Source organism: Cohnella zeiphila, from assembly GCF_014212055.1.
Lineage (GTDB): Bacteria > Bacillota > Bacilli > Paenibacillales > Paenibacillaceae > Cohnella > Cohnella zeiphila.
Map to the genome: position 1 here is coordinate 25,060 of NZ_JACJVO010000038.1, position 23,738 is coordinate 48,797.

Genomic DNA, 23,738 nt, shown 5'->3' on the forward strand with positions numbered 1-23,738 from the left:
AGGTAGGGGGACGAGTATGGCGGCAACGAGCTGGAGATTCGATTTCGGAACGGGCGAACCTCAGACCGGCTATACGAAAATCACGGCGCAAAGCCGCTACGGCGCGGAGGTTGGCTTCGGCTTTACCCGAACGGAGAGGATCGCCGCCAAGGACCGGAGGGAACCGGGGCCGCTTCGCCCCGATTTCTGCATTCCGCTGGACACGTCCTTCGCGGTGAACTTCCCCGACGGGGCCAAAGACAATACGCACTTCCGGCAGCAGGGCGGAATCGAGATCGCGCGGCTGGTGTACGAGGAGTTGAAGAGGCTGCAGCGTCAGCCTTTGTCGCTTTATTTGCGCTGAGGATCCGGCGATCTTCCATCTTGTTTAATCCGGCAGCTCGGATTCATATCGGGCAAACAGTTGTTTCATCGTCTCCGGATTTCTCTCGGAAGCGGCATGAATGGCGTCGATCAAGGCGCTGATCCGGCTCGTCATCACGATGAGGTAGCGCGCCGGTTCCGGTCTCGGATTCCAATACGTATGGGGCATCCCCCGCGGAACGAGCACGGCGTCGTTGGGATGGGCCTCGAGCGTCGTATCGCCGATTTGAAATCCAAGCGTCCCTTCCAGGACATACCAGGCTTCGTCGTCTTGGCGGTGGATATGCAGCGGCGCGATTTTGACGGGCTCGGCGCCGGGCTCGCATCCTTCGGCGGTCCACTCGGCTATGACGAGATTCGCGCCGGGTTCGGAAAGCATCTGTTCGGATAGCGGAGAAAAAAGAAATCGCTGACTTGGCGGCGACATGCGCTGTCCACCTCGCTTTTTCGCGAATGAAATTTACTCCGTTCATTATAAACGATAACCGAAGCCGCCCGTGCTATAATGTTGGAAAAGCTTCAGGGGAGGCGACGGCAATCCCGATCTCGTCGTGGAAATCTTGTCGCCCGGGACGCTGTGCCGAGACAAAATCGGGAAGATGCGGACGTACGTCCGGTGTCGCATTCCGGAATATTGGATCGTCGACCCGGCCGGCGGGTCGCTCGAGCGGTACGAGCTGGAAGAGACGGAGGACCGTTATTCCCTGGCGGACATCTTCGTCGGCGACGAGAAAGTCCGGTCTCCGCGAATCGCCTGCGCGTCATTCCGCATGGGTGAAGTGATGCGAGCGCTTGAGGAGCTTCCGATTCGGGATTAGGTTTCTCAAAACCTGCATTTGTGCAGGTTTTTGTGATGTGAGCGGCTTTCGGGATCAAAAGCCTGCGATTATGCATCTTTTTCCGCTTCGCACCCTCGATCTGGCTCTTCTGGCCTCCAAAGCCTGCACTCTTGCATGTTTTTCTGTCCATTTTCCATTTCCACATACCAAAAACTGCACTTTCACAGTTATTTGCCTTCGCGAAAAAAACCGAAGCCCCTTGTACGGGACTTCGGTCTTTTTCGTTCTCGCCGACGCCGCTAAACCACGCTCCCGCCGAACAGAAAGCGGTAATCGAAATGAGTGCCTTCGATCGAATCGACGCGGACGCCGCCGCTGTTGACCGAGTATGTCTGCAGCACTTTGCCGTCGCCGAGATACAAGGCCACATGGGTAATGCGGGCGGTCGATTTGTCGATTCCTTTATAATCGGAAGCGCTGGAGCCGTGGTAAGACATGAAGAACATCAAGTCGCCGCGTTTGAGCTTATGCCAATCGGTGACGACGTCGCCCTTCTGTTTGATGTAAGCTCCCTGTTCCCGGGAGTTGTAGGGCAGGTCGATACCGAGCGTCTCCCCGTAGATCCACTTCACGAAGTCCGAGCAATCGAACGTCTTGTCGGTGGAGCGGTTGGAGTCGAATTCGTAAGGCGTGCCAAGATAGCGCATGCCGTCCGCGATCACTTTCTCTATGTCTTTGTTATTGTTCTCGACCGAAGCGCCGGCCATTCCGGCGCGGACCGTTGGAGACGTTTTGGCGGCAGTAGCCGCGAATGCGGCCGGGCTTCCGCACGAAGCTGCCGCGACGCCGCAAGCAAGAGCCAGCCATCCGAGTTTTTTCCTCATCAAGTGCACCTCCCATTGGCTTCTGATATAACGCTAACATAGGAAATTCGCCGCGGGTAACCCCTCAATTGTTGCCATTGACATTCCGGGGACTTGGCCGGGGGGAGACGCGAGACGGTAGGGGACCTCGACCCGGGTCCAGGGCCAAAAACGTCCGCGAGTCCGTTATGCGCAAACGCCGTCGCGTTTACAATGTAAATGTGAGGTCAAGAGATCCGGAAGGCGAGAGCGAAGCGATCGGCGCCGGACATTCAAGAGGAGGGGAGGGAACTCCATGAAAAAAGGAAACGGACTCGCCGTCATCCTTATCGTCGTCGGTATTCTGCTGCTGTTCGGCAAGCTCGGTCACCTGTTCGGTTATCTCATCTCGCTTGTGATCCCCATTCTGATCATCGGGCTCGGCGTCATGGCGTGGCAGAGAGGGAAACGGATCGTCGGCGGCGTTCTCGCCGTGATCGGGGCGCTGATGCTGCTAGGCAAGCTGTCCGTGGTGATCTTCTGGATCGCCGTGATCGGATTGATCGTGTTCGGACTTTCGATGATAGGCCGCAACAATCGGGCCGGTCGGCTGTAACGCCGGAATAAGGAGGATTCGCGAATGAGCGTTATCAAACGGATGCGGGATATGACCGTAGCCACATTGAACGACCGATTGGAGAAGACGGAAGATCCGGTTCGCCTGATCGACCAGTTTCTCTGGTCCACTCACCAGGAGATCATCCAGAGCGAGCAGCTTCAGAGGCAGTACGCCGCTCATACCGACCACTTGTTCCGGCAGTGGCAGGATGCCGAGAAGTGGAGAGAGAGACGCGAAGAGCAAGCCCTGACGGCGCTTAAAGCCGGGGAAGAGGCAGCCGCCAAGCTGGCGCTCCAAGACAAAGTGGCACATGAGGAAAAAGCGCAGCGCTACAAGGAGCTTTACGAACAAAGCAAAGGGGAGCTAGACGAGCTGGACCTGCTGCTGCAGGAGCTTCGCAACGAATACCGCGCGGTATACGACCGGAGGCAGTTCTACGTGGCCCGGATGGAATCGCTGCGGCTGCAGCAAAGGCTGAACGCCCGGTTCGGAACGGGCGCGGATCCCGGCCCGGCCGGCATGTTCCGCAAGCTGGACGATCGGCTTTCCGACCTGGAGCTGGAAACCAAGAGCCTGCGCGATCTGCGGCGGATGGGCCAAGAGATGGTCTACCAAGCCGGTACGGTCGTGCACGAAACGATCGAGCGCGAATTGCAGCAATTGAAGCGCAAACTGCAACAAGGAGGATAAGCCATGCGCAGATTGTACACTTCGTCCCGCGACCGGAAAATATTCGGGGTTTGCGGCGGGCTGGCGGAGTACCTGAACATCGATGCGACGCTGCTCAGAATTTTGTTGATCGTCGTCGCGGTCTTCTCGGCGGGATCGGTCATTGTCGTCTATATCCTCGCCGGATTCATCATCCCCCGCGAGCCTCAGTACGGAGGCGGACCGTCGTTCGGGGCAGGCCCGTTCGGCGGAGCGCCGGGCACCGGCGGCAAGTGGGGAGGCGGCTACAACGGCTGGACGCCGCCGCCGCATTCGGGCGGAACGTCCTCGGGCTGGACGCCCGGACCGACGCCGTGGCCGGGTCCGGGTCCGTCGGCCCAGGCACCGAAGCCGCAGCCGCAACCGACGCCGACGTCCTCCGCGGCTGCGCCGGAGCTGGACGCCATGATGGACGATATCGAGAAAAAGGCGCTGAAGCGCGAACTTGAAGAATTGAAAGCCAGAATCGCCAAATTCGAACAACAATCGAAAGGGGAATAATCAAAATGGGAGTATTTCAACGCGTAAAAGACATGACGAAGGCATCGGTGCATGAGCTGCTGGACAAACTGGAAGATCCGGTTGTGATGTTGAACCAATATCTGCGCGATATGGAGACCGAGATTCACGAAGCGGAAGTGACGGTCGCCCGGCAGATGGCCGCGGAGCGCCGCCTGAAGCAGCGCCTGGACGAAGCGGTGCGGATCGGCGTCGAACGCGAAGCGCAAGCCGAGCAAGCGTTGGTCGGCGGCAACGAAGCGCTGGCCCGCAAGCTGCTCGAAGAGAAGGTGTACTACGATCAGCAATCCGCCGACCTGCTCGGCCTGCACACGCAAGCCAGCGCCCAAGTATCCGAGCTGACGACGCAGCTCCATGAGATGAAGGAAGAGTACTACAAGCTGCGCAACAAGCGCAACGAACTGTCGGCCCGGGCCCAGATGGCCAAAGCCCGCAAGCAGATGGCGCAGGTAAGCGCGCTGCACACGATCGAGAGCGGCAATGCGTCGCGCGGCTTCCATCGCATGGAGGAGAAGATCATGCAGATGGAAGCGGAGGCGGACGTCGCCCGGCTGCCGAGCTCGCCGTTCGCTCCGGTCCGTACCGGCGTCGATCCGGAGAAGTCGTTCCGCGTCGAGCAGGAGCTCGCCGCGCTGAAGAACCGCCTGCAGCCGCCGGCGGCGGCGGAATAACGCAAGCTCTGCCGGGCCTTAAGCCGGCGAAAAGCGGACGTTTCCGGGACCGGGAAGATATGGTATGCTAACAAGGATGCGTCTGGAGCCATAACGGAGCCGTTCCGTTATGGCTTTCGCCGCGAAGCGGGCGAAGTGATGCAAGGGGGGGAAGCCCGTCGTGAAGAGAATGTCCAACCATGCTTTGCTGTTCATCGGCGCCGGGCTTTATTTGGCCCTCGGGGGAATTGCGGGCTTCGTAACGATTAACGCCATCCTTCTCCTGTGGCTGGCGATCGACCGGTTCCGGCAGGACCGCAACCGGCTGGCGATGATCCTGATCGCGGTCTGCGCGTTGGTGCTCGTCGTCCAACAGATCGGTTTCGTCATCGTCATCGTCCTGATTTCGCTCGGCATTTATTATTTGAGGGCCAGACCCCAAGGCGCGGGGAACGGCGAGAGCCGGCATCGGCTCGTTCTGAACATGAGGCAGGACCGGCAATCGTGGGTGCTTCATTCGATGAGCTTCTGGCACGCGTTCGGCGAGATTCGGCTGGACTTGTCGCTGGCGATTCCCGAGGAGAAGGAGACGGTCATCGTGCTCCAGGGAATCGTAGGCAACATCGATCTGATCGTGCCGGAGGATTACGGATTGGACGTGGAAGCGTCCACGCTGCTCGGACAAGTCGGATTGGGCAAGCAGACCGAGGGAGGCTTCCTCCACCGGGTCCGCTGGCGCTCCCCCGATTATGAGAGCAAGGAGCAGAAGGTGAAACTCCAGCTGTTCTATCTCGTAGGCAATATCAGAATAAGGCCGATCTAAGGAGGGGATAGGCAAGTGGTATGGCGTCATATCGGCGAATCCGTCCTGTTCTCGCTCGTGATCGGCATTCTGGTCGTCTACTTGCTCCAGAGCCAGGGGCTGGCCGCGCCGTTCGAATCGTGGTCGAGCATCGTCGTGTTCGGCTTGTCCGCCGTCGGCATGCTGCTGGTGGCCGGTGCTGCATACGGTTTCTATCGCAGTTATCCGATCCGCAACCGGGTAGACTTGCTTAGGGACGCAATGCTCATGCTGGAGAAAGGCAACCCGGTCCCGGCCCTGCCGCCGATGGGCAAGGACGAGATCGGCGAGCTGGCGGAACAGTTGTCGCGGATAAGCCGAAAGTGGGAAGAACAGGTGACGTCGCTGCAGCGGTTGTCCACCAACAACACCGAGCTGGCCGCCAAGGCGCGGATGAGCGCCGTCGTCGAGGAGCGGCAGCGGCTGGCCCGGGAGCTTCACGACGCGGTCAGCCAGCAGCTGTTCGCCATCTCGATGACGGCGACGGCGGTCGGCCGCACGCTGGACAACGACTTCAACAAAGCGAAACGGCAGATCTCGCTGATCGAGGAGATGGCGTCCGTCGCCCAGTCGGAGATGCGGGCGCTATTGCTGCATCTGAGGCCGGTGCACCTCGAAGGCAAGAAGCTGTCGCAAGCGATTCCGGAGCTGGTCGAAGAGATGAAGGCCAAAGTTCCGATGAGCATCTCGCTGGAGATGGACGACGATATCGCGCTCAGCAAAGGCGTGGAGAACCATCTGTTCCGGATGGTGCAGGAAGCGATGTCCAACACGCTTCGCCATGCCAAGGCGACGAAGATGGACATTGCGCTGCAGCGGCGGGGCGAGACGGTGCGCCTCGCGATCCGCGACAACGGAGTCGGCTTCGACGTGCTCGCGAAGAAACAAACCTCCTACGGGCTGGTCAGCATGGAGGAACGGGTTACCGAGATAGGCGGTTCGCTCAATGTGGCAAGCGCGCCGGGCAAAGGGACGCGGATCGAGATTCGCGTGCCGATCATGACGGACGAGAGGGGATGGGAAGAAGATGGAGCAGCAGCCGATACGGGTTCTGCTGGTTGACGATCACGAAATGGTCAGAATCGGCCTTGCCGCCGTTCTGGACACGGAGGACGGCATCGAGATCGTCGGCGAAGCCGGCAACGGATTGGAAGGGCTGCGGCTTGCCAAAGCCTATCGGCCGGACGTGGTGCTCATGGATCTGGTCATGGAAGGGATGGACGGCATCGAGACGACGCGGAAGCTGCTGGAGGAGCAGCCGGAATGCCGCGTCATCGTGCTGACCAGCTTCCTGGACGACGAGAAGATGTACCCGGTCATCGAAGCGGGTGCGTTCAGCTACTTGCTCAAGACGTCGCGGGCGTCCGAGATCGCCGACGCGATCCGGGCGGCGGCGCGCGGCCAGTCCGTGCTCGAGTCCCAGGTGGCGTCGAAGATGATGAACCGGTTCCGCAAGCCGGCGCAGACGGCTTCCCAGCCGCACGAGGAACTGACGGAGCGGGAGATGGAAGTGCTGCAGCTGCTCGCGCAGGGCAAGTCCAACCAAGAGATCGCCGACGAGCTTTTCATCGGAATCAAGACGGTCAAGTACCATATGACGAATCTATTTGGCAAACTGGGCGTCGAGGATCGCACGCAAGCGGCGATCTACGCGCACCGGAACGGCTTGGCCGAATAGAAGGGCGCATGCCGACGGAGCAGGTCTTAGCTCCTGGCGTCCAGCAAAAGTCCGATTGGCGGAGAAGGCAGAATCGCGCGGCCGGTCGTGTTATACGTAGCGTATTTCCGCGGATCGTCGGACGGATCGACCGAAGCCGGTAGCGATCCGGCGGAGAGAGCGGGTTCGGAGGCAGACCGGCCGCGTCCGGGACGGGAATAGCCCGTCAAATCGCCGGTAAGCAAGATTTCCTCTTGAGCCAAAGGCCAGGGTCTGATTCTTCCCAGCGGAGGATTCTCGATACGCTGGATTTTTTGCATGGCGGCCGTCCCTCCTCGTTCGCTAACCGTTTTTTCTATATTATTACCTCCTTTTACCTTCCATGAATCGTACATACACCCGCGGAAAAAGTTCAAGCCGCCGGCCCCCGGAACGGGACGGCGGCTTGCGGCCGTTCGGCGGCGCGGTTGCTAGAGAAGCAGCACGGCCTCGACTGGTTTAAGCGGCAGGACAATTCGTTCGGATGAGAAGGTCGGGCCATCCAGTTGCAGAAACCCCCAGCCGCCCGAAGAAGCGGCGGCAGCCGGCGGGACCGCTTTGGCGGAAGACGCCGCGATCCCCGCATGCGGCTTTCTTCCCTTTTTTTCCTTCGTTCCGCCGCCTTTGCGGACTCCTTTTCCCGTTCGGCCGGTTCGTTTACCGACTTCGTCGTCCGGCGAGCCGTTCAGCACGATTTTCCCGCGCGAGCAGCCGGTCAGCACTCCGTAATGACGCTCGCCGTCCTTCATGACGATGCAGACGGGGAGACCCCGAAGCTGAAGCAGGCGCTCCTTGTCGACAGGTACGCTGTCATTCCACATAGGCTATAACCTCCCGTTTCTGGTCGAGACCAGTATATTCACCAGCGGGCGAATGCGTATGGACGCCAACCCATATTCCGCGTTCTTCGGAATGCCGCGGACGGTTTGCAAAAAATAGCAATAGCCCTCGGGGTATGGTAAACTACATAGCGTGAATCCCATCCTTTGAATAAAGAAAGTGGAGGATCATGAGCGACCAAAACCATAACATTCGATCCGCAGAGGGCGCGGTCTATTTCATTTTCGGAGCGACCGGGGACCTGGCCCGGCGCAAGCTGTTCCCGGCTCTGTACAGCCTGTATCGCGAAGGAAAGCTCGGCCAGAGATTCGCCATCGTAGGGCTGGCGCGACGGCCGCGGACGGACGAGCAGTTCCGCTCGGACGTGCTGGAGTCGATTCGCGAGTTTTGCCGGTACAAGCCGGAGGAAGGCGAGGCGTGGCGGACGTTCGCGGACCGCTTCAGCTACCATTCGCTGGACATCGGCAACGTAGAAGGAATGAAGCAGCTTCAACAGACGACGCTGGAGCTGGAGAAGCGCTTCGAAATTCCGGGCAACCGGCTGTTTTATCTGGCACTGGCTCCCGATTTGTTCGGCACCGTCTCGCGCAACTTGCGGGACGGCGGCATGCTGGACAGCGACGGGTGGCACCGGCTCGTCATCGAGAAGCCGTTCGGCTACGATTATCCGTCGGCCGAGCGTCTGAACGAGGAGATTCGGCACGTGTTCCGCGAGGACGAGGTATTCCGCATCGACCACTACCTGGGCAAGGAGATGGTCCAGAACATCGAGGTCATCCGGTTCGCGAACGCGTTCTTCGAGCCGCTGTGGAACGGAAGACACATCGCCAACGTCCAGATCACGCTCGCCGAGACCGTCGGCGTGGAGGAACGCGGCGCGTATTATAACAAGTCCGGCGCGCTCCGCGACATGGTGCAGAACCATATGCTGCAAATGCTGACGATGATCGCGATGGAGCCGCCGAGCCGCCTCGATCCGGAGGACATTCGGGACGAGAAGGTGAAGGTGCTGCGTTCCATCCGCGGCTTCCAGGCGCCGGACGAGGTGCGCCGCCGCGTCGTCCGCGGGCAGTACGCGGAAGGATCGGCAAGAGGCAAGCCGATTCCCGGCTACCGCCAGGAAGAATCGGTGCCCGGCGATTCGGCGACCGAGACGTTCTTCGCGGCTCGCCTGTTCGTCGATAATTTCCGCTGGGCCGGCGTGCCGTTCTACGTTCGGACGGGCAAGCGATTGCCGGTGAAGTCGACCGAGATCGTCGTCGAGTTCAAGAACGTGCCGAACAACGTGCTGTTCTCGCGCCGGCAGGAGCTGCAGCCGAACCTGCTCGTCATTCGCGTCAATCCGATGGAAGGCATCTACATCAAGATCAACGCCAAGAAGCCGGGCAACGATATGACGATTCAGCCGGTGGCCATGGAATTCTGCCAGAGCTGCCAGGTCGGCATCAATACGCCGGAAGCGTACGAGCGGCTGATTCACGATGCCGGCCGCGGCGATTCCACGTATTTCACGCGGTGGGACGAGCTCGCCGCCGCTTGGCAGCTGGTCGATCCGATCGCGGCTGCCTGGCGCGAGAATGCGGACGATCTGGCGTTCTACCCGGGCGGAACATGGGGACCGGACCGGGCGGACGAACTGCTGGCGGAGGACGGTTTCCACTGGTGGCCGGTCAACGGGCAAGAGGAAGACAACGTCATCTGGGTCACGAATTCGAAGCCGGAATAACGGGCCGGCCGTCGGCCGGCGGCAGGATTCGCCGGATGCGGCCGGGCGGGGAGAAGGAGAAGAACGGACGTATGGGGAAAATCTACGACATTTCGATTACGGTTGAAGAAGGCATGCAAGTCTGGGAAAACATCCGGGACAAGCAGCCATCGATAGTGAACGCGTCGAATCATGGGCAGGGCAAGCCGCACGAGAGCGTGCTCAGCATGAACGTCCATACGGGAACGCATGTGGACGCGCCCCTGCACATGATTGCCGGGGGAGAGACGATCGAGACGATTCCGCTGGAGCAGCTGGTCGGTCCTTGCCGCGTTCTGGATCTGATGCATGTCGTCGGCTCCATCACCCGGTCGGACTTGGAGCCGTTCGCCCTTCAGCGGGGCGAGCGGGTACTGTTCAAGACGAAGAGCTCGTTCAGCGAGCGATATCTGGACGACTTCGTTTTTCTTCGGGAAGACGGAGCCCAATACTTGGCCGAGATCGGCGTTCGGGTCGCGGCGACCGACGCGCTCGGCATCGAACGCGATCAAGACGGCTACCCGACACACCGGACGCTGATGCGAGCCGGCGTCGTCATCGTCGAGGGTCTCCGGCTGAAGGACGTTCCGCCGGGCAACTACTGGCTTGTCGTCGCCCCGCTCAAGCTGACCGGCATCGACGCCGCGCCGGCCCGGGCGTTCCTGATCGGAGATTAAATACGAGCCTAGCGTAACAAGGTGCGTAACAACCCTGGGGGTTGTTACGCTTTTTTTATGTTTTTGGCTTTACAACGTAACAATGTTATGTTACATTGTCATCAAGGAAGGTGATAGACGATGTCGGATCGCGAATTGATCTCCAAGAAGGATCTGCTCGAGACGACGGGGATTTCTTACGGACAGCTCTACCGCTGGAAGAGAAAACAGCTCATTCCGGAAGAGTGGTTCATTCGCAAATCAACGTTTACCGGGCAAGAGACGTTTTTTCCGAAGGATTTGATTATGGCCCGGATCGACCGGATTTTGAATATGAAGGAAGATCTGTCGCTGGACGAATTGGCGGGCAAGCTCTCCCCGCTGCCGGATCATATTCAGCTCCGGAAAGACGAACTGGTGAAACGAAACATTGTTTCAGGGGTGCTGATGGAACGTTTCGGCCCCCGTGACGCCGGCGATACGATTTATTCGTTCGAGCAGGCTCTCGTCTTTTATGTGGCCGACCGGCTGCTGCGCAACGGGGAAATGAGCCTCGACGAAGCGCAGCAGCTGCTGGACACGATGAAGGAGCATTTCGGCAAGTTCGAAGGAAAGCCGTGCGAGCTGTATTTTATTCGCAAGATGGGGGTTTCGGTGTTCCTGCTGGCGTCCGCGCCCACCGAAATTCACGTCGAGACCGGCGCCAAGCTGGTTGCCCGGCTCAGCTTGTCGGAGATGATCGAGCAACTGCAATCGCAACTGACCTAGAGAGGGGAAGGAAACATGGAGAAGGCGAAGGATCAACGGCCCGATCTGAATATGAGCGGCGTCGGGCAAGCGGCCGGCGGTCTCTACCGCAGCGTCCGAATCGACGGGGTATGCACGATCGCGACGGATGTCGAGTGCGAGACGATGGATATTCACGGCATCGGCAAGGCCCGGGGGAATGTGAAGGCCGACCGGTTCCAATGCAACGGGAAAATGAACGTCGACGGCGCACTGGATGCGAAGGAGCTCAGGATCGACGGCATTGTGCGGGTAAACGGCCCGGTGGCGGGAGAGCGAATCGAGGTAAACGGGGTGCTCACCGCGGATGGCGATTGCGAGGCTGAGAAGGCCGAGTTTCGGGGCTGGTTTACGATCAAGGGACTGCTGAACGCGGGGAACGTCGATATCATGCTGTACGGGAAATGCGAAGCCCGGGAGATCGGCGGCGAGACGATCCGTGTCGAGCGGGGCTCGAGCTCCGTCTGGAAGCGCCTCTGGCAATGGGCGATGCCGAAGCTGATCACCCGTCTGGAAGCGGATGTCATCGAAGGCGACGAGATCGTGCTGGAGGACACGACGGCGGATATCGTGCGGGGGAACCTGGTGCGGATCGGGAAAGGCTGCAAGATCGGCCGTGTGGAGTACCGTTCCGACCTTCAGGTCCATCCCCAGGCCAAAGTAAGCGAACAAACTCAACTGTAAGCGGCAAGATGCGGTAGCGGGCGGGATAGCCCCCGTAACAGATAAGCTATGAAATCGGCGAGGAGATGAGAAGAAGATGCAAGTCGGAGATTTGAGACTGGTCGGCACGACGGAATCGATCGGGGGGCACTTCGGACAAGTGAAGATCGTCGGCGAATGCCGGCTGAACGGCAAAGTCGAATGCGGCAGCTTTACCTGCACGGGAACTTCCGAAGTCATGGGCGATTTCAAAGCGGGATTGATCAAGCTGACCGGCGAGCTGACGGTGAACGGCAGCTTCGCCGTGGAGCGGGGCGCGACGACCGGAGAAGTGCGGGTGCGCGGCGGAAGCCGGGGCGACCGGCTGAAGGTGACCGGGCAGCTCAGCGTGGAAGGCGACTGCGAGTATGAGTCGCTGCAAGCGACGGGGGCGGTGCAGGTGGACGGATTGCTCGGCGCGGAGACGTTGGAGCTGAGGCTGCACGGGCCTTCGCGGGCGAGGGAGGTCGGCGGCGGCCGGATTCAGATCAAGCGCAGCCGGATGGCGTCGATCAAGAAGCTGTTCGTCTCCGCCGGACCGATCTCGATGGCGGCGGACCTGATCGAGGGGGATATCCTCGACCTGGAGTACACGTTCGCCAAGGTGGTCAGAGGCAATCAGGTGCGGCTCGGTCCGGGCTGCGAGATCGAACGCGTCGAATACCGGCAGAAGCTGAGCAAATCGGGCGGCGCGAAAGTCGGAACGGAAGCCAAGATCGAGTAGGCCAATTTCAAATTTCTAATGGCGATGGGAGGAAAATCGTACCATGGCGGTGCAAAAAAACAGGCTGGGGCTGATCCTGGCGGGCCTTATGCTCGGCATCTTCGTCGCGGCGATCGACAATACGATCGTGGCGACGGCGATGGGGACGATCGTGTCCGATCTCGGCGGTCTGGACAAATTCGTCTGGGTCACGTCGGCGTACCTCGTAACGGAGATGGCCGGCATGCCGATCTTCGGCAAGTTGTCCGACATGTACGGACGCAAGCGGTTTTTCGTGCTGGGCATCTTCCTGTTCCTGCTCGGCTCGGTGCTGTGCGGGACGGCGCACAATATCGTGGAGCTCAGCATTTATCGGGCCATTCAGGGAATCGGCGGCGGCGCGCTTATGCCGATCGCGTTCACGGTTCTGTTCGACGTCGTCCCGATGGAGAAGAGGGGCAGCATGTCCGGCATCTTCGGCGCGGTGTTCGGCACGTCGAGCTTGTTCGGTCCTCTTCTCGGCGCCTATATCGTAGACCATATCGACTGGCGCTGGATCTTCTATATCAATCTGCCGATCGGCCTTGCGGCGCTCGCTTTGATCCTGTTCTTCTACAAGGAATCGGTCGAGCACGCCAAGCAGCGGATCGATTGGTGGGGAGCGGCGACGCTGGTGGGCTCGGTCGTCTGCCTGATGTTCGCGCTGGAGCTGGGCGGTCAGCAGTATGCCTGGGGTTCGGCCCAGATCCTGTCGCTGTTCGCGGGGGCCGCGGTCCTGCTCATCGTGTTCCTGTTCGCCGAGGCGAAGGCGGAGGAGCCGATCATCTCGTACGCCATGTTCCGCCGCCGCCTGTTCGCGGCCAGCACGCTGACCGGCTTGTTCTATGGCGCGGGCTTCGTTACGTTCGCCATGTATATCCCGATATTCGTGCAGGGGGTAAACGGAGGCTCGGCCACGAACTCGGGGCTCATCCTGCTTCCGATGACGCTAGGCTCGGTATTCTCCTCGCAGATCGGCGCTTTCTTCACGACCAAAACCTCCTACCGCAACGTCATGATCGCCTCCGGGCTGATCTTCATTCTCGGTACGGTTCTACTAAGCACGCTGACCCCCGATACTTCCCAATTGCTGCTGACGCTCTACATGATCGTCGCCGGCGTCGGCGTCGGCTTCAGCTTCTCGGTGCTGGGCATGGCCAGCATGCATGGCTTTGACGCCAGGCAGCGGGGCTCGGCCAGCTCGACGATGTCGTTCGTCCGGTCGCTCGGCATGACGGTCGGTCTTACCGTATTCGGCATTCTGCAGCGCAACGCGATGACGTCGAAGCTGGCGGACGTGGCCGGAGGCGGCGGAGGCGCGCCGGGCGGCAACTCGCTGGGCAGCGTTCGGGAGTCGCTCTCGTCCGAGAAGCGGGCGGCCATTCCGAAAGACGTGCTGACTAAAATTATCGATGCGCTCTCCTCCTCCATCACGCACATGTTCATGTGGGCCGTTGCCGCGGCGGTTCTCGCGCTGATTGCCGTGCTCTTCATGGGACGCGATCGGCTTCAGCTGCCGGCCAAAGGAGGCAAGGGCGGCAAGGGGGCAAAGGGCGGAGCCCAAGCCCAAACGGATTACGGCGGCGGCCACTGAACCCATAAACCGATACACGCCCGAGAGGAAGAGCCGGCGCTCAACGATCCCGACGGAACGATCGCAACGACGAAGTCGGAAAGGGGGGAAATCGATGATCGACAAAAAGGATGACGTTCAGGCGATTCGGGAACTGTTTACGGCCATGTCCCTTGCTTGGGCGCAAGGCAACGGCAAAGCGTACAGCGAAATTTTCACCCCCGATGCGGATTACGTCACCTTTTTCGGACAGCATCTCAAGGGGCGCAAGGAAATTGCCGAATCCCATCAGGCTTTATGGGACGGTCCGCTTCGCGGCTCCAGACTCTCTGCCGGGCCGAACGACATTCAACTGCGGTTTATTACTTCAGAGTTGGCCATTGCCCATGTCACCGGCGCGGTCATTCTGAGATGGCAGAAAAAAGCGCAAGCGAGCCGCAATTCCATCAACACCAATGTGCTCGTTAAACAAGACGGGGCGTGGAAAATCGCCGCCTTCCACAATTGCCGCATCAAGAAGCTAAACTGGCTTACTCGCCGCATGTTTCAACCGCGCTTCAAATCGTCGGCCGAGTAGTCATAACACCGAAACTTCGCGATCCCGCGTCCCTACAAGTTCATATTCAGTTCATACTTTATTTTTAAGCTAGGTTGCGTAAGGAGAGGTCGGCCCCGGAGGCGCCGGGCGTACGACCGTCTCTTCGGACTCCGTCGAACGGCAACGGACTCGGTTGACCGCCGTTCGAGGGATCTTCCTTAACGAAACAGAGTTAGAGGTGGAAGAATGGTTTTAGCTAAAGAAAATAACAAGGTACTCGTGCTGATCGGTCTGCTCATCGGACTGATCTTCGCGGAGCTCGACGAGACGGTCGTCTCGACGGCAATGCCGACGATCATCCGCGATCTTCACGGATTGTCGCTATACGGATGGGTAGCCGGCATCTATATGCTGGCGATGACGATGTTTATGCCGATTCTCGGCAAGCTGGCGGATTTGTTCGGTCGCAAACGCGTCTATCTGACTTGCGTCGGGCTGTTCATCGCCGGCTCGATCGTCGGCGGCCTCGCGCAGTCGATGCCGATGCTGCTGGTCGGCCGGGGAATTCAAGGCATCGGCGCCGGCGGACTGATGCCGCTCGCCATGGTCATCCTCGGCGACACGTATCCGCTGGAACAGCGCGCCAAGATTCAAGCGATGATCGGGCCGGTCATGTTCCTGCCGCAGCTGCTGGGTCCGACGGTCGGCGGTTACCTCGTCGATCACGTCAACTGGCACTGGGTGTTCCTCATCAATATTCCGGTCGGACTGCTCGCGGCCACGATTCTCGGCATCGGCATGCGGGAGACAAGAGGCGAAGAGAAGCGGTCCATCGACTGGGCCGGCGCCTTCACGCTGATGCTCGGCCTGCTCTCGCTGCTGCTCGCTCCCGTTCTGATCGACAACCGGGGACTTAGCTGGTCGTCTCCTTGGGTGATCGGATTGCTCGCGTTGTCCGTGCTGCTGTTCGCTCTGCTCGTGCGCATCGAGATGCGGGCGAAGGAGCCGCTGATTCCGCTGCATTTGTTCAAAAATCGCACCGTCGTCGTGCTGTCGCTGTTCGTGTTCGTGCTCATGCTGGGGCTGATGGGCGGCATCGCGTCGTTCCCGTTCTTCGCCCAGAATGTCATGGGCCTCACGCCTACGGGCTCCGGCTATCTGAACCTGGCGTTCATGGCCGGCGCGATTCCCGTCAGCATCCTGATCGGCTTCCTGATCACCAAGGTCGCTTACCGCACGCTGTTCATTCTTTCGTTCATTCTGCCGATTATCGGCATGTACCTGCTGACCCAGGTCAACGTCGACACGTCCGTGGTCTACATTATCGTAACGTTCGTCATCATGGGCGTCGGAATGGGCGCGCTGTTCGGCGGAGACAATCTGATCGTGCAGGAATCCGTCGACAAGGAGCATAGCGGCATCGCGCTGTCGACCGTTCAACTGTTCCAATCGATCGGGATGACGATCGGCATGAGCGTCTTCGGCAGCTTGCTCGCGAACCACATCAAGAGCGGCGTCATGAAGCTGAGCGATCAGCTTCCGGAGGGGACGGCGGCTACGATCGCCAAGGGCGGCATTCCGAAAGGGCTGGATCCGAGCGTCGCCGACAAGGTTCAAGTCGCATTCTCGCATGCGTTCCAGAACATCTTCACCATCGGCTTGGCTTTCTCGATCGCGGCATTCGTCATCGTCTGGTTTCTGAAGAACGAAGTGCTCAAGAAGAGGGAGGAGCCGAAGGAAGAAGCGCTTCCCGCCGCGAACATGTAAACGCCGCACCGCCTTTCGAGCTCCCGCCATCCTTCGAGGAAGGCGGGAGCTTTCTTATCTATAAAGAAAGTATAAGTTTCCCGGGGTCCCCGCAAAGTACCTGAGTATGCTTCGAAGTTAAGCCCCACTTCGTGGGGTTATTTAAAGTTCCTGGGGTTATCTAATGGCTTGCGCGGTTGGGATTTCCGCCAACGAATTTCTCCCGTTCCCGGTCAGCCTGCACGTTCACGCGCAGGCGGGGGAATGTGATATAATGAATGACATCATTTCGCACAGAGAGGGATTATCGTCCAATGAGCACATCGACACGCGACGAGCTGCGGCAGGAGATCGAGAAGCGCCGCACTTTCGCGATCATCTCCCACCCCGACGCCGGGAAAACGACGCTGACCGAGAAGCTGCTGCTGTACGGCGGCGCGATTCATATCGCCGGATCGGTCAAGGCGCGCAAGGCGGCCCGCCACGCGACCAGCGACTGGATGGAGATCGAGAAGCAGCGCGGGATTTCCGTCACTTCCTCGGTCATGCAGTTCGAATACGCCGGCAAGCACGTCAATATTCTGGATACGCCCGGTCACCAGGACTTCAGCGAGGACACCTACCGCACGCTGACGGCCGCGGACAGCGCGGTCATGCTGATCGACGTGGCCAAAGGCGTCGAAGCGCAGACGATCAAGCTGTTCCAAGTCTGCGCCAAGCGCGGCATTCCGATCTTCACGTTCATCAACAAGCTGGACCGGGAAGGGCAAAATCCGTTCGAGCTGCTGGAGGAGATCGAGCGCGTGCTCGGCATCCGATCGGTGCCGATGAACTGGCCGATCGGCATGGGCCGCGAATTGAGCGGGGTTTACGACCGGATGAAAAACCAGGTCGAGCTGTTCCAAGGCAACGATCACTCCACGATCGAAGTGCGCCCCGTCGCGGACTACAACGATCCGCGCATCCGCGAGATGGCCGGCGACTATCTGGCCGACCAGCTGGCGCAGGACTTGGAGCTTCTGGACGTCGCCGGCGATCCGTTCGATTACGAGAAAGTTCTGCAGGGTCAACTGACGCCGGTTTTCTTCGGCAGCGCCGTCAACAACTTCGGCGTGCAGACGTTCCTGGAGAACTTCCTTCAGTTGGCTCCCCAGCCGACTTCGCGCCGCAGCACCGACGGACCGGTGGAGCCGGAGCAGGAGAAATTCTCCGGCTATATTTTCAAGATTCAGGCGAACATGAACCCGGCGCACCGCGACCGGCTGGCGTTCCTGCGCATCTGCTCGGGCAAATTCCAGCGCGGCATGAGCGTCCGCCACGTCCGTGTCGGCAAGGATATCAAACTGGCGCAGCCGCAGCAATTCCTCGCGCAGGACCGCGAGATCGTCGATACCGCCTACCCCGGCGACATCATCGGCTTGTTCGATCCCGGCATCTTCCGGATCGGCGATTCGCTCAGCGAAGGGAGCAGCGTCACGTTCGACGAGCTGCCGACGTTCTCGCCGGAGATCTTCGCCAAAGTATCCGTCAAGAACGCGCTCAAGCAGAAGCAATATCTCAAAGGGCTGGATCAGCTGACCGAGGAAGGGATGGTTCAGGTGTTCCGCTCCGTCGGCCCGTTCGAGGACACGTATCTCGGCGTCGTCGGCCAGCTGCAGTTCGACGTGTTCGAATACCGGATGAAGAACGAATACGGCGTCGACATTCAACTGGCCCGCACGCCGTTCCAGTTCGCCCGCTGGATCGTAGCCGACAAGCTGGACCCGGCCAAGTTCCGCATCAACTCGACGCTCGTCAAGGACAAGAACGATTACGACGTCGCGCTGTTCGAGAACGAATACGCGATGCGCACCGCCATGGAACGGATGCCGGACGTGAAATTTCTGGAGACGGCTCCCTGACGCGCATGTCCCGCCTTTCCGATGCATTCGCCTGCAGGCGCAGTCTCCTTCGAGACTGCGCTTTCCCTTTGACCCAAGGGCAGTCCGGAGCTTGGAAAACGGATTCATGACAGGAGCGGGGGAACATGATACAATAAGGAAAAGACGAAAGTTAACCGCTTAACCTAAGCGGTTTTCTTTATTCGCCATTCGGCGTTGGACGGCAAGCCCGGCACCATTCGCGGAGCGGGACATTCAAGCGGAAAGGGATGAATTCTCCTTGCGGCGTAACTGGTATCGCAGGCTCCTTTTATCGTATTTCCCGATTTTTTTGGTAACGGTTACGATCCTCGTTTTTCTTTCGTTCCTGGTCGTCAATGAAATCTCCCGCAAAGAGACGTCCAAGGCGGATGCGATCTCGACTCGCTTCATTATGGAGAACGTGGAGCGCTCCGTCACCGACATCGAAATGAACGTGCTCAAGGATTTGCAAGCGAGTTCGACCTACCCTTCCTATTTGAACGGCTCACCGACCGGGCAGAGCTTGCTCTACGACACGGTCGACCGCATTCGGAAGCTGATGGACAGCAGCGACTTGATCGACTCGGTCTACTTGTACCGCGCATCCGATCAAACGGTTCTCACGCATCGGGGGGAAACGGATCTGGCGGCGTTCCCGGACCGGGACTTCTTGCAGCAAGCGCTGCTTCATCCGGACGAACGAGGATGGTCGCAGGTTCGCGATTTCAAGGACTTGGGCTCGACCGACGAGACGGCGACGCGGGTCATCTCGATGTACAAGCGGCTGCCTCTCCCGTTCGGCAGCCAGGGAATCATGGTTATCAACATCAATATGTACCAGATCGAACGCATCATCGATTCCATGACGAACGGCTCGGTATCCTTCCTTGTGCTTCGGGACGAGGGAGGAAGCCTGATCTTCGAAGCGCACAACGGGGAAGCCGACGGCAGCACCGAGTCCGGAGGCAAGGTGCTGACGACGATTCATTCGGACCGGCTCGGCTGGACGTTCGAGAGCGGGTTGAAGGCCGGACAGCTCTATTCCTGGGTCTCGGTCATCTCTTACATCTGGATCGTGATCGCCGTGCTGACCGTGCTGCTGGCCATCGTGTACATCATTTATATCAGCCGGCGCAACTATCGGCCGATTCAGGGCATCATGAGCCGGCTTCAGTCCCTTCAGCTTCGCGGCGACGCGCTGCCTTCGGGTAAAGACGAGCTGGCCCTGATCGACAGCGCCCTGGAAAGCCTGATCACCCAGTCGAGGGATTACGAGAAGCAGCATCACGAGAATCTGCTGCTTCAGCGCAGCCAATTGTTCGCCGATCTGATCGGCGGCCAGGATCCGAATCGCGATTTGGCCGAAAGGCTGCGGAAGATCGGCCCCTTCCCGGAATCGGCCGGCTCGGGCGGTTATGCGGTCGTACTCGCGGAAATGAATGAGTACAACCGGTTCCAGGAAGCCTATTCCGCGCGAGATCAGAACGTGTTGAAATTCGCGTTGATGAACGTTTTTCAGGAATTGGCCCAGAGCGGGAACATGCACAGCTGGATGGAATGGCTTAGCGGAAGGCGCGCCGGCATTCTGGTCGCGCTATCGGGCGAAGAAGGCGGACAAGCCGAAGCGCTTCGGGACGTCGCCGCCAGCTGCCGGAAATGGGTGGAAGAGAAGCTTCATCTGTCGGTAGGGTTCGGGATCGGCTCCGCCGTGGGAAGGCTGGAGGACGTCGAAGCATCGTTCCGTTCGGCATCCGAAGCGCTTCAGCACCGGCTGTCGCTCGGCCAAGAGACCGTGCTGGTCGGGGATGAGCTGCCCAAAGGCGATCTGAGCCACGTTCTGCCGTATTTGTCGATGGTGTCCGAGCTGGTGAAGGACTTCCGTTTAAGCAACGACGGCTGGAGAAACCGTCTGCAGGAATTGTTCGAATCGTTCCGCAAGGAACCGCTCCGAGACGAAGCGATTCGCTCCCTGCTTCAGACGCTGCTGCAGATGCTCAGCCGCGAAGTGGGCGTCGTGTCGGAGGAGCTCAACGCCCAAATGTCGGGCGAGAAGGCGGAAGCGGCGTGGAAAATGTTGAACGAGGCCGCTTCGCTCGACGAGATGCAAGCCCGATTCGGCGAGTTTATGACGGACATTTACCGGACCTTCGTTGCGGTCAGCGAGACGAAGAGCTACCGGGCCATGATCAGCGAGATGAGAAGCTATATTGAAGAACACTTTGACGATCCGGATCTGTCGTTAAAACATTTGAGCGATCGCTTTCAAGTCTCCGGCAAATATGCAAGCTACTTGTTCAAGACGGAATTCGGCATGAAGTTCGTCGATTTTCTCGTCCAATTGCGGATGCGCAGAGCCGAGGAGCTTCTGGCGGAGACGGATCAGCCGATTCAGGATATCGCCATCGCGGTCGGCTATGCCAACTCGATCTCGTTCGGCCGGGTGTTCAAGCGGACGGTCGGAGTAACGCCGGGAGATTACCGCAGGCTCAAGTCACGGCCTTCAACCCCCGTGGACGAGGCCACCTAAGAAAACGGTTTGTTGCAGGAAAATGGTTTATGGCGAAAAAACGGAACGCGAAACGGACGCGATCTTCCTCCGTCAGGGAGATCCGCCGTTTCTTTTTTTTGGGCAAGAGGAAAGAGGCTCGAAGAGCGGATCGGGAGAATGGTTTATCGTGCGAAATCGGTTCATACGGCTTGGCTTGAAGCGGTATGCCGAACGGTTTAGCGGGTCGAAACTGGTTTATTGCCGCCGTCAGATGGCGGGTGGCATACTGGGAGCACCCGGACGGCTACCGGCCGCTCCGGCAAATCGCAACGAAAATCAATATCTGTTCAAAAAAGGGGATGGGAACATGGCAGCAAGCAAGTTCAAACTGGCCAAGCCGGCAAGCTTCTCGCTCGCGGCGCTGATCGCGGCCTCGGTCGCCTTGGCGGGCTGTTCGTCCGATTCGAACGGCAGCTCGGCGAACGGCGGCTCGGCGGCTTCCGGCAGCAGCGCCTCGGCAAGCGGGAGTTCGGCGGCGCCGTCCGGCAAGCAAGCGACTTTGAAGGTGGAATTGTTCGACCGCGGGAACTCGCCGCAGCCTTACACCATTACGGACAGCTATTTAACGAAATACATCCAGGATCATTTCGGCACGCCCAACAACATAAAGATGGAATTCGTGCCGGTTCCGCGGTCCGAAGAGCTGAACAAGCTCAATGTGCTGATGGCCAGCGGCGGCGACGTTCCCGATATCGTGTTTACGTACGATTCCGGCACGTTTTATCGCTACGCCCAACAAGGCGGTCTGACCGATGTGACGGATCTCGTCAACCAATACGGCTCGAATTTGAAAGCGTTTCTAGGCGACGACACGCTGGCTTACGGCCAATTGGACGGCAAGCAATACGCGATTCCGGGCAAGCGCTCCATTACCGGCAAGTACGCGTCGTTTATCCGCAAGGACTGGCTCGATAAGCTCGGAATGAAAGAGCCGACGACGACGGACGAACTTTACGACGCCTTGAAGGCGTTTAAAGAGAAGGATCCCGGCGGAACGGGCGGCAAGGTCATTCCGTTCGGCATGACGATCGCGCCTGCGGAAGTCGATCCGCTCATCTGGTCGTTCATTCAGCCGACGACCGACGAGCAGAAGTATACCTTGACGCAGAAGCTGGGCTCCAACGATTATCCGACGCTGCTTCCGGGCTTCAAGGACGCGATGCAATTTTTCAATAAACTGTACAATGAAGGGCTGATCAGCAAGGACTTCGGACTGGACGAGGACAAGAAGCAGCTGGGGCAGGACGTGCAGAACGGCCTCGTCGGCTTCTTTACGGAAGATTATCCGAATCCGTACTATGCGGACGGCAGCTACGCGAACTTGCTCAAGAACGTCTCGACGGCCAAGATCGATGCGATCGATCCGTTCACGAACTCCGAAGGCACGCACGCGAAGCCGGCGTACGATTCGAACGGCATGTACATCATGATTCCGAAAACGAGCAAGCATGCGGCCGAAGCGGTCAAATATCTCGATTGGATGTCTCAAACCGACAACATGGTCGCGCTGCAGAACGGCGTGGAAGGCGAGAACTATACGATGCAGGACGGCATTCCGGTCGTCAAGGAAGACGCTCCGACGGACGTAACCAATCGCGTCTACAACTTCGGCGACATCGCCATCCTGGCCAACGGCAAGTTCGCCGGCGACGACGAGAAGAACAAGCAGGCGTTCGTGGCGGGCTTCCCGTCGCAATTCCAGGCGGACGTGCGCAAGGCGCTCGACATCTCCGACACCGACACGTTCAAGCCGATCAGCTTCGGGCACCCGATCGATGCGGAATCGAAGTACGGAACGGCTCTGCAGGACAAGTACGATCAGATCATCGTCAAGTCGGCGATGGCCAAACCGGCCGATTTCGAGAAAGCCTACGAGGCTGCATTGAAAGACTATATGCAAAGCGGCGGCCAGGCGATTCTGGACGAGCGGACCAAAGCCTACCAAGCCATGCAGTCTAAATAAGCGGCGAATGAACGGGAGGAAGGCGGCTTGCGGGCCGCCTTCCCTAAGAGGAGGATCGCGATGAGAGGAATCGTTTACTTGCGGCGTTACTGGCAATTGTACGCGCTGCTGGTTCTGCCTCTTGCCTATTTCTTTATTTTTCGCTACAGCCCGATGTGGGGCGTTCAGATCGCGTTTAAAGACTTCAACTTTTTTCAGGGCATTACGGGCAGCAAGTGGATCGGCATGGACGCCTTCCGAGAGGTGTTCCACATGCAGGATTTCTACCGGACTCTTCGTAATACGCTGATGTTGAACCTGCTGGACTTGATCGTATCTTTTCCGGCTCCGCTGCTGCTGGCCGTCATGCTGTTCGAAGCAAGGCCGATGTGGTTCAAGCGGCTGTCGCAGACGATTCTGTATATTCCCCACTTCATCTCGTGGGTTATTATAGGCGGCATCGTATACCAGCTGTTCGGGACGCAATCGGGCATGATCAACAACCTGCTCGACCGGCTCGGCCTGGATGCCGTCCCGTTCCTGACGGATAAGACTTGGTGGCTTGTCATTTACCTGCTGACCGGCGTGTGGCAGAGCGCGGGGTGGGGCACGATTCTGTACCTGGCGGCGATGACGGGCATCAACCGCGAGCTGTTCGAGGCGGCCGAAGTGGACGGTGCCGGACGGTTCAAGCGGATCTGGCACATTACGCTTCCGGGGGTGAAGACGACGATCGTCACGCTGCTGATCATCAACCTCGGCAACATGATGACGATCGGCTTCGATCGCCCGTTCGTCATCGGCAACAAAGCGGTGCTGGATTACTCCGACGTTCTGAGCACTTTCGTGTACCGGACGGGCTTGGAATCGGGGCAATACACCCTTGCCACCGTCGTCGGACTGTTCCAGGCGGTCGTGGGGCTGATCTTCGTGCTCAGCGCCAACTTCGCTTCGAAGAAGCTTACCGACGAAGGCATTCTATGAGAATTTTGCGGAAAGGAGC

At 59.2% G+C, this 23,738-nt stretch carries 24 protein-coding genes and 1 pseudogene; 21 read left to right on the forward strand and 4 right to left on the reverse strand.

Going from position 1 to position 23,738, the window contains the following annotated elements; genetic code table 11:
• Positions 1–16: 16 nt before the first annotated feature.
• Positions 17–343, forward strand: a complete 327-nt coding sequence (locus H7C18_RS28515) for a hypothetical protein (RefSeq protein WP_185132523.1) — start codon at positions 17–19, stop codon at positions 341–343.
• Positions 344–367: 24 nt separating this feature from the next.
• On the opposite strand, the gene H7C18_RS28520 is transcribed toward H7C18_RS28515, so the two are convergent.
• On the reverse strand, positions 368–790 hold the full coding sequence (locus H7C18_RS28520; RefSeq protein WP_238358035.1) for a cupin domain-containing protein: 423 nt from the start codon (positions 788–790) through the stop codon (positions 368–370).
• A 115-nt stretch (positions 791–905) separates the two neighbouring features.
• Here H7C18_RS28520 and H7C18_RS28525 point away from each other — a divergent pair.
• A pseudogene (locus H7C18_RS28525) lies at positions 906–1,181 on the forward strand (Uma2 family endonuclease); the annotation flags it as partial.
• 260 nt (positions 1,182–1,441) lie between these two features.
• Here H7C18_RS28525 and H7C18_RS28530 read toward each other — a convergent pair.
• The gene (locus H7C18_RS28530; RefSeq protein WP_185132525.1) at positions 1,442–2,026 is read right to left on the reverse strand and encodes an NlpC/P60 family protein; all 585 of its coding nucleotides are present in this window, start codon (positions 2,024–2,026) and stop codon (positions 1,442–1,444) included.
• Between the two features lie 274 nt (positions 2,027–2,300).
• Here H7C18_RS28530 and H7C18_RS28535 point away from each other — a divergent pair, with 274 nt between their 5' ends.
• The 7 genes from H7C18_RS28535 to H7C18_RS28565 all read left to right on the forward strand — a co-directional run bounded on the left by H7C18_RS28535 (position 2,301) and on the right by H7C18_RS28565 (position 6,999).
• The gene (locus H7C18_RS28535; protein ID WP_185132526.1) at positions 2,301–2,600 is read left to right on the forward strand and encodes a LiaF transmembrane domain-containing protein; all 300 of its coding nucleotides are present in this window, start codon (positions 2,301–2,303) and stop codon (positions 2,598–2,600) included.
• A gap of 24 nt (positions 2,601–2,624) precedes the next feature.
• Positions 2,625–3,293 (forward strand): PspA/IM30 family protein, encoded by a 669-nt coding sequence (locus tag H7C18_RS28540; protein WP_185132527.1) that lies wholly within the window; start codon positions 2,625–2,627, stop codon positions 3,291–3,293.
• Between the two features lie 3 nt (positions 3,294–3,296).
• A complete protein-coding gene (locus tag H7C18_RS28545; protein WP_185132528.1) occupies positions 3,297–3,812 on the forward strand; it encodes a PspC domain-containing protein in 516 nt (171 codons plus the stop codon).
• A 5-nt stretch (positions 3,813–3,817) separates the two neighbouring features.
• Positions 3,818–4,501: a PspA/IM30 family protein gene (locus H7C18_RS28550; RefSeq protein WP_185132529.1), complete on the forward strand. Its 684-nt coding sequence runs from the start codon at positions 3,818–3,820 to the stop codon at positions 4,499–4,501.
• Positions 4,502–4,670: 169 nt separating this feature from the next.
• Complete coding sequence (liaF, locus tag H7C18_RS28555; RefSeq protein ID WP_238358038.1) at positions 4,671–5,303, forward strand: cell wall-active antibiotics response protein LiaF; 633 nt, start codon at positions 4,671–4,673, stop codon at positions 5,301–5,303.
• 15 nt (positions 5,304–5,318) lie between these two features.
• A complete protein-coding gene (locus tag H7C18_RS28560) occupies positions 5,319–6,383 on the forward strand; it encodes a histidine kinase (RefSeq protein ID WP_185132531.1) in 1,065 nt (354 codons plus the stop codon).
• Positions 6,349–6,999, forward strand: a complete 651-nt coding sequence (locus H7C18_RS28565; RefSeq protein WP_185132532.1) for a response regulator — start codon at positions 6,349–6,351, stop codon at positions 6,997–6,999. Before H7C18_RS28560 ends, H7C18_RS28565 begins: the two co-directional genes overlap by 35 nt.
• Positions 7,000–7,025: 26 nt before the next feature.
• On the opposite strand, the gene H7C18_RS28570 is transcribed toward H7C18_RS28565, so the two are convergent.
• Both H7C18_RS28570 and H7C18_RS28575 read right to left on the reverse strand, forming a co-directional pair.
• A complete protein-coding gene (locus H7C18_RS28570; protein ID WP_185132533.1) occupies positions 7,026–7,298 on the reverse strand; it encodes a hypothetical protein in 273 nt (90 codons plus the stop codon).
• Positions 7,299–7,448: 150 nt separating this feature from the next.
• Positions 7,449–7,838: a hypothetical protein gene (locus tag H7C18_RS28575; protein ID WP_185132534.1), complete on the reverse strand. Its 390-nt coding sequence runs from the start codon at positions 7,836–7,838 to the stop codon at positions 7,449–7,451.
• Positions 7,839–8,026: 188 nt separating this feature from the next.
• Here H7C18_RS28575 and zwf point away from each other — a divergent pair, with 188 nt between their 5' ends.
• From zwf to H7C18_RS28635, 12 genes are all read left to right on the forward strand, one after another.
• Entirely contained in the window at positions 8,027–9,583 is a 1,557-nt protein-coding gene (gene zwf, locus H7C18_RS28580) for a glucose-6-phosphate dehydrogenase (protein ID WP_185132535.1), read from the forward strand.
• A gap of 71 nt (positions 9,584–9,654) precedes the next feature.
• Positions 9,655–10,278: a cyclase family protein gene (locus H7C18_RS28585; protein ID WP_185132536.1), complete on the forward strand. Its 624-nt coding sequence runs from the start codon at positions 9,655–9,657 to the stop codon at positions 10,276–10,278.
• 120 nt (positions 10,279–10,398) lie between these two features.
• Positions 10,399–11,025: a YhbD family protein gene (locus H7C18_RS28590; RefSeq protein WP_185132537.1), complete on the forward strand. Its 627-nt coding sequence runs from the start codon at positions 10,399–10,401 to the stop codon at positions 11,023–11,025.
• A 15-nt stretch (positions 11,026–11,040) separates the two neighbouring features.
• Complete coding sequence (locus H7C18_RS28595; protein WP_185132538.1) at positions 11,041–11,727, forward strand: polymer-forming cytoskeletal protein; 687 nt, start codon at positions 11,041–11,043, stop codon at positions 11,725–11,727.
• Positions 11,728–11,803: 76 nt separating this feature from the next.
• A complete protein-coding gene (locus tag H7C18_RS28600) occupies positions 11,804–12,469 on the forward strand; it encodes a hypothetical protein (protein WP_185132539.1) in 666 nt (221 codons plus the stop codon).
• A 43-nt stretch (positions 12,470–12,512) separates the two neighbouring features.
• Positions 12,513–14,081 carry an MDR family MFS transporter gene (locus H7C18_RS28605; protein ID WP_185132540.1) on the forward strand — a complete coding sequence of 523 codons (1,569 nt, stop codon included), beginning with the start codon at positions 12,513–12,515 and terminating at the stop codon, positions 14,079–14,081.
• Positions 14,082–14,175: 94 nt separating this feature from the next.
• A complete protein-coding gene (locus tag H7C18_RS28610; protein WP_185132541.1) occupies positions 14,176–14,637 on the forward strand; it encodes an SgcJ/EcaC family oxidoreductase in 462 nt (153 codons plus the stop codon).
• Between the two features lie 207 nt (positions 14,638–14,844).
• Positions 14,845–16,365: an MDR family MFS transporter gene (locus H7C18_RS28615; protein ID WP_185132542.1), complete on the forward strand. Its 1,521-nt coding sequence runs from the start codon at positions 14,845–14,847 to the stop codon at positions 16,363–16,365.
• A 293-nt stretch (positions 16,366–16,658) separates the two neighbouring features.
• Entirely contained in the window at positions 16,659–18,245 is a 1,587-nt protein-coding gene (locus tag H7C18_RS28620; RefSeq protein WP_185132543.1) for a peptide chain release factor 3, read from the forward strand.
• A 259-nt stretch (positions 18,246–18,504) separates the two neighbouring features.
• Positions 18,505–20,772: a helix-turn-helix domain-containing protein gene (locus H7C18_RS28625; protein ID WP_185132544.1), complete on the forward strand. Its 2,268-nt coding sequence runs from the start codon at positions 18,505–18,507 to the stop codon at positions 20,770–20,772.
• Between the two features lie 328 nt (positions 20,773–21,100).
• The gene (locus H7C18_RS28630; protein ID WP_185132545.1) at positions 21,101–22,756 is read left to right on the forward strand and encodes an extracellular solute-binding protein; all 1,656 of its coding nucleotides are present in this window, start codon (positions 21,101–21,103) and stop codon (positions 22,754–22,756) included.
• A gap of 60 nt (positions 22,757–22,816) precedes the next feature.
• On the forward strand, positions 22,817–23,719 hold the full coding sequence (locus tag H7C18_RS28635) for an ABC transporter permease (RefSeq protein ID WP_185132546.1): 903 nt from the start codon (positions 22,817–22,819) through the stop codon (positions 23,717–23,719).
• Positions 23,720–23,738: the final 19 nt, after the last annotated feature.

Excerpts from the sequence above, each read along its gene's own strand:
- H7C18_RS28565 (WP_185132532.1), top strand. The coding sequence starts at position 6,349 with ATGGAGCAGCAGCCGATACGGGTTCTGCTGGTTGACGATCACGAAATG.
- H7C18_RS28635 (WP_185132546.1), top strand. The coding sequence starts at position 22,817 with ATGAGAGGAATCGTTTACTTGCGGCGTTACTGGCAATTGTACGCGCTG.
- H7C18_RS28595 (WP_185132538.1), top strand. The coding sequence starts at position 11,041 with ATGGAGAAGGCGAAGGATCAACGGCCCGATCTGAATATGAGCGGCGTC.
- H7C18_RS28520 (WP_238358035.1), bottom strand. The coding sequence starts at position 790 with ATGTCGCCGCCAAGTCAGCGATTTCTTTTTTCTCCGCTATCCGAACAG.
- H7C18_RS28600 (WP_185132539.1), top strand. The coding sequence starts at position 11,804 with ATGCAAGTCGGAGATTTGAGACTGGTCGGCACGACGGAATCGATCGGG.
- H7C18_RS28585 (WP_185132536.1), top strand. The coding sequence starts at position 9,655 with ATGGGGAAAATCTACGACATTTCGATTACGGTTGAAGAAGGCATGCAA.
- H7C18_RS28630 (WP_185132545.1), top strand. The coding sequence starts at position 21,101 with ATGGCAGCAAGCAAGTTCAAACTGGCCAAGCCGGCAAGCTTCTCGCTC.
- H7C18_RS28570 (WP_185132533.1), bottom strand. The coding sequence starts at position 7,298 with ATGCAAAAAATCCAGCGTATCGAGAATCCTCCGCTGGGAAGAATCAGA.
- liaF (WP_238358038.1), top strand. The coding sequence starts at position 4,671 with ATGTCCAACCATGCTTTGCTGTTCATCGGCGCCGGGCTTTATTTGGCC.
- H7C18_RS28590 (WP_185132537.1), top strand. The coding sequence starts at position 10,399 with ATGTCGGATCGCGAATTGATCTCCAAGAAGGATCTGCTCGAGACGACG.
- H7C18_RS28545 (WP_185132528.1), top strand. The coding sequence starts at position 3,297 with ATGCGCAGATTGTACACTTCGTCCCGCGACCGGAAAATATTCGGGGTT.
- H7C18_RS28620 (WP_185132543.1), top strand. The coding sequence starts at position 16,659 with ATGAGCACATCGACACGCGACGAGCTGCGGCAGGAGATCGAGAAGCGC.
- H7C18_RS28610 (WP_185132541.1), top strand. The coding sequence starts at position 14,176 with ATGATCGACAAAAAGGATGACGTTCAGGCGATTCGGGAACTGTTTACG.
- H7C18_RS28550 (WP_185132529.1), top strand. The coding sequence starts at position 3,818 with ATGGGAGTATTTCAACGCGTAAAAGACATGACGAAGGCATCGGTGCAT.
- zwf (WP_185132535.1), top strand. The coding sequence starts at position 8,027 with ATGAGCGACCAAAACCATAACATTCGATCCGCAGAGGGCGCGGTCTAT.
- H7C18_RS28540 (WP_185132527.1), top strand. The coding sequence starts at position 2,625 with ATGAGCGTTATCAAACGGATGCGGGATATGACCGTAGCCACATTGAAC.
- H7C18_RS28615 (WP_185132542.1), top strand. The coding sequence starts at position 14,845 with ATGGTTTTAGCTAAAGAAAATAACAAGGTACTCGTGCTGATCGGTCTG.
- H7C18_RS28530 (WP_185132525.1), bottom strand. The coding sequence starts at position 2,026 with ATGAGGAAAAAACTCGGATGGCTGGCTCTTGCTTGCGGCGTCGCGGCA.
- H7C18_RS28515 (WP_185132523.1), top strand. The coding sequence starts at position 17 with ATGGCGGCAACGAGCTGGAGATTCGATTTCGGAACGGGCGAACCTCAG.
- H7C18_RS28575 (WP_185132534.1), bottom strand. The coding sequence starts at position 7,838 with ATGTGGAATGACAGCGTACCTGTCGACAAGGAGCGCCTGCTTCAGCTT.
- H7C18_RS28605 (WP_185132540.1), top strand. The coding sequence starts at position 12,513 with ATGGCGGTGCAAAAAAACAGGCTGGGGCTGATCCTGGCGGGCCTTATG.
- H7C18_RS28535 (WP_185132526.1), top strand. The coding sequence starts at position 2,301 with ATGAAAAAAGGAAACGGACTCGCCGTCATCCTTATCGTCGTCGGTATT.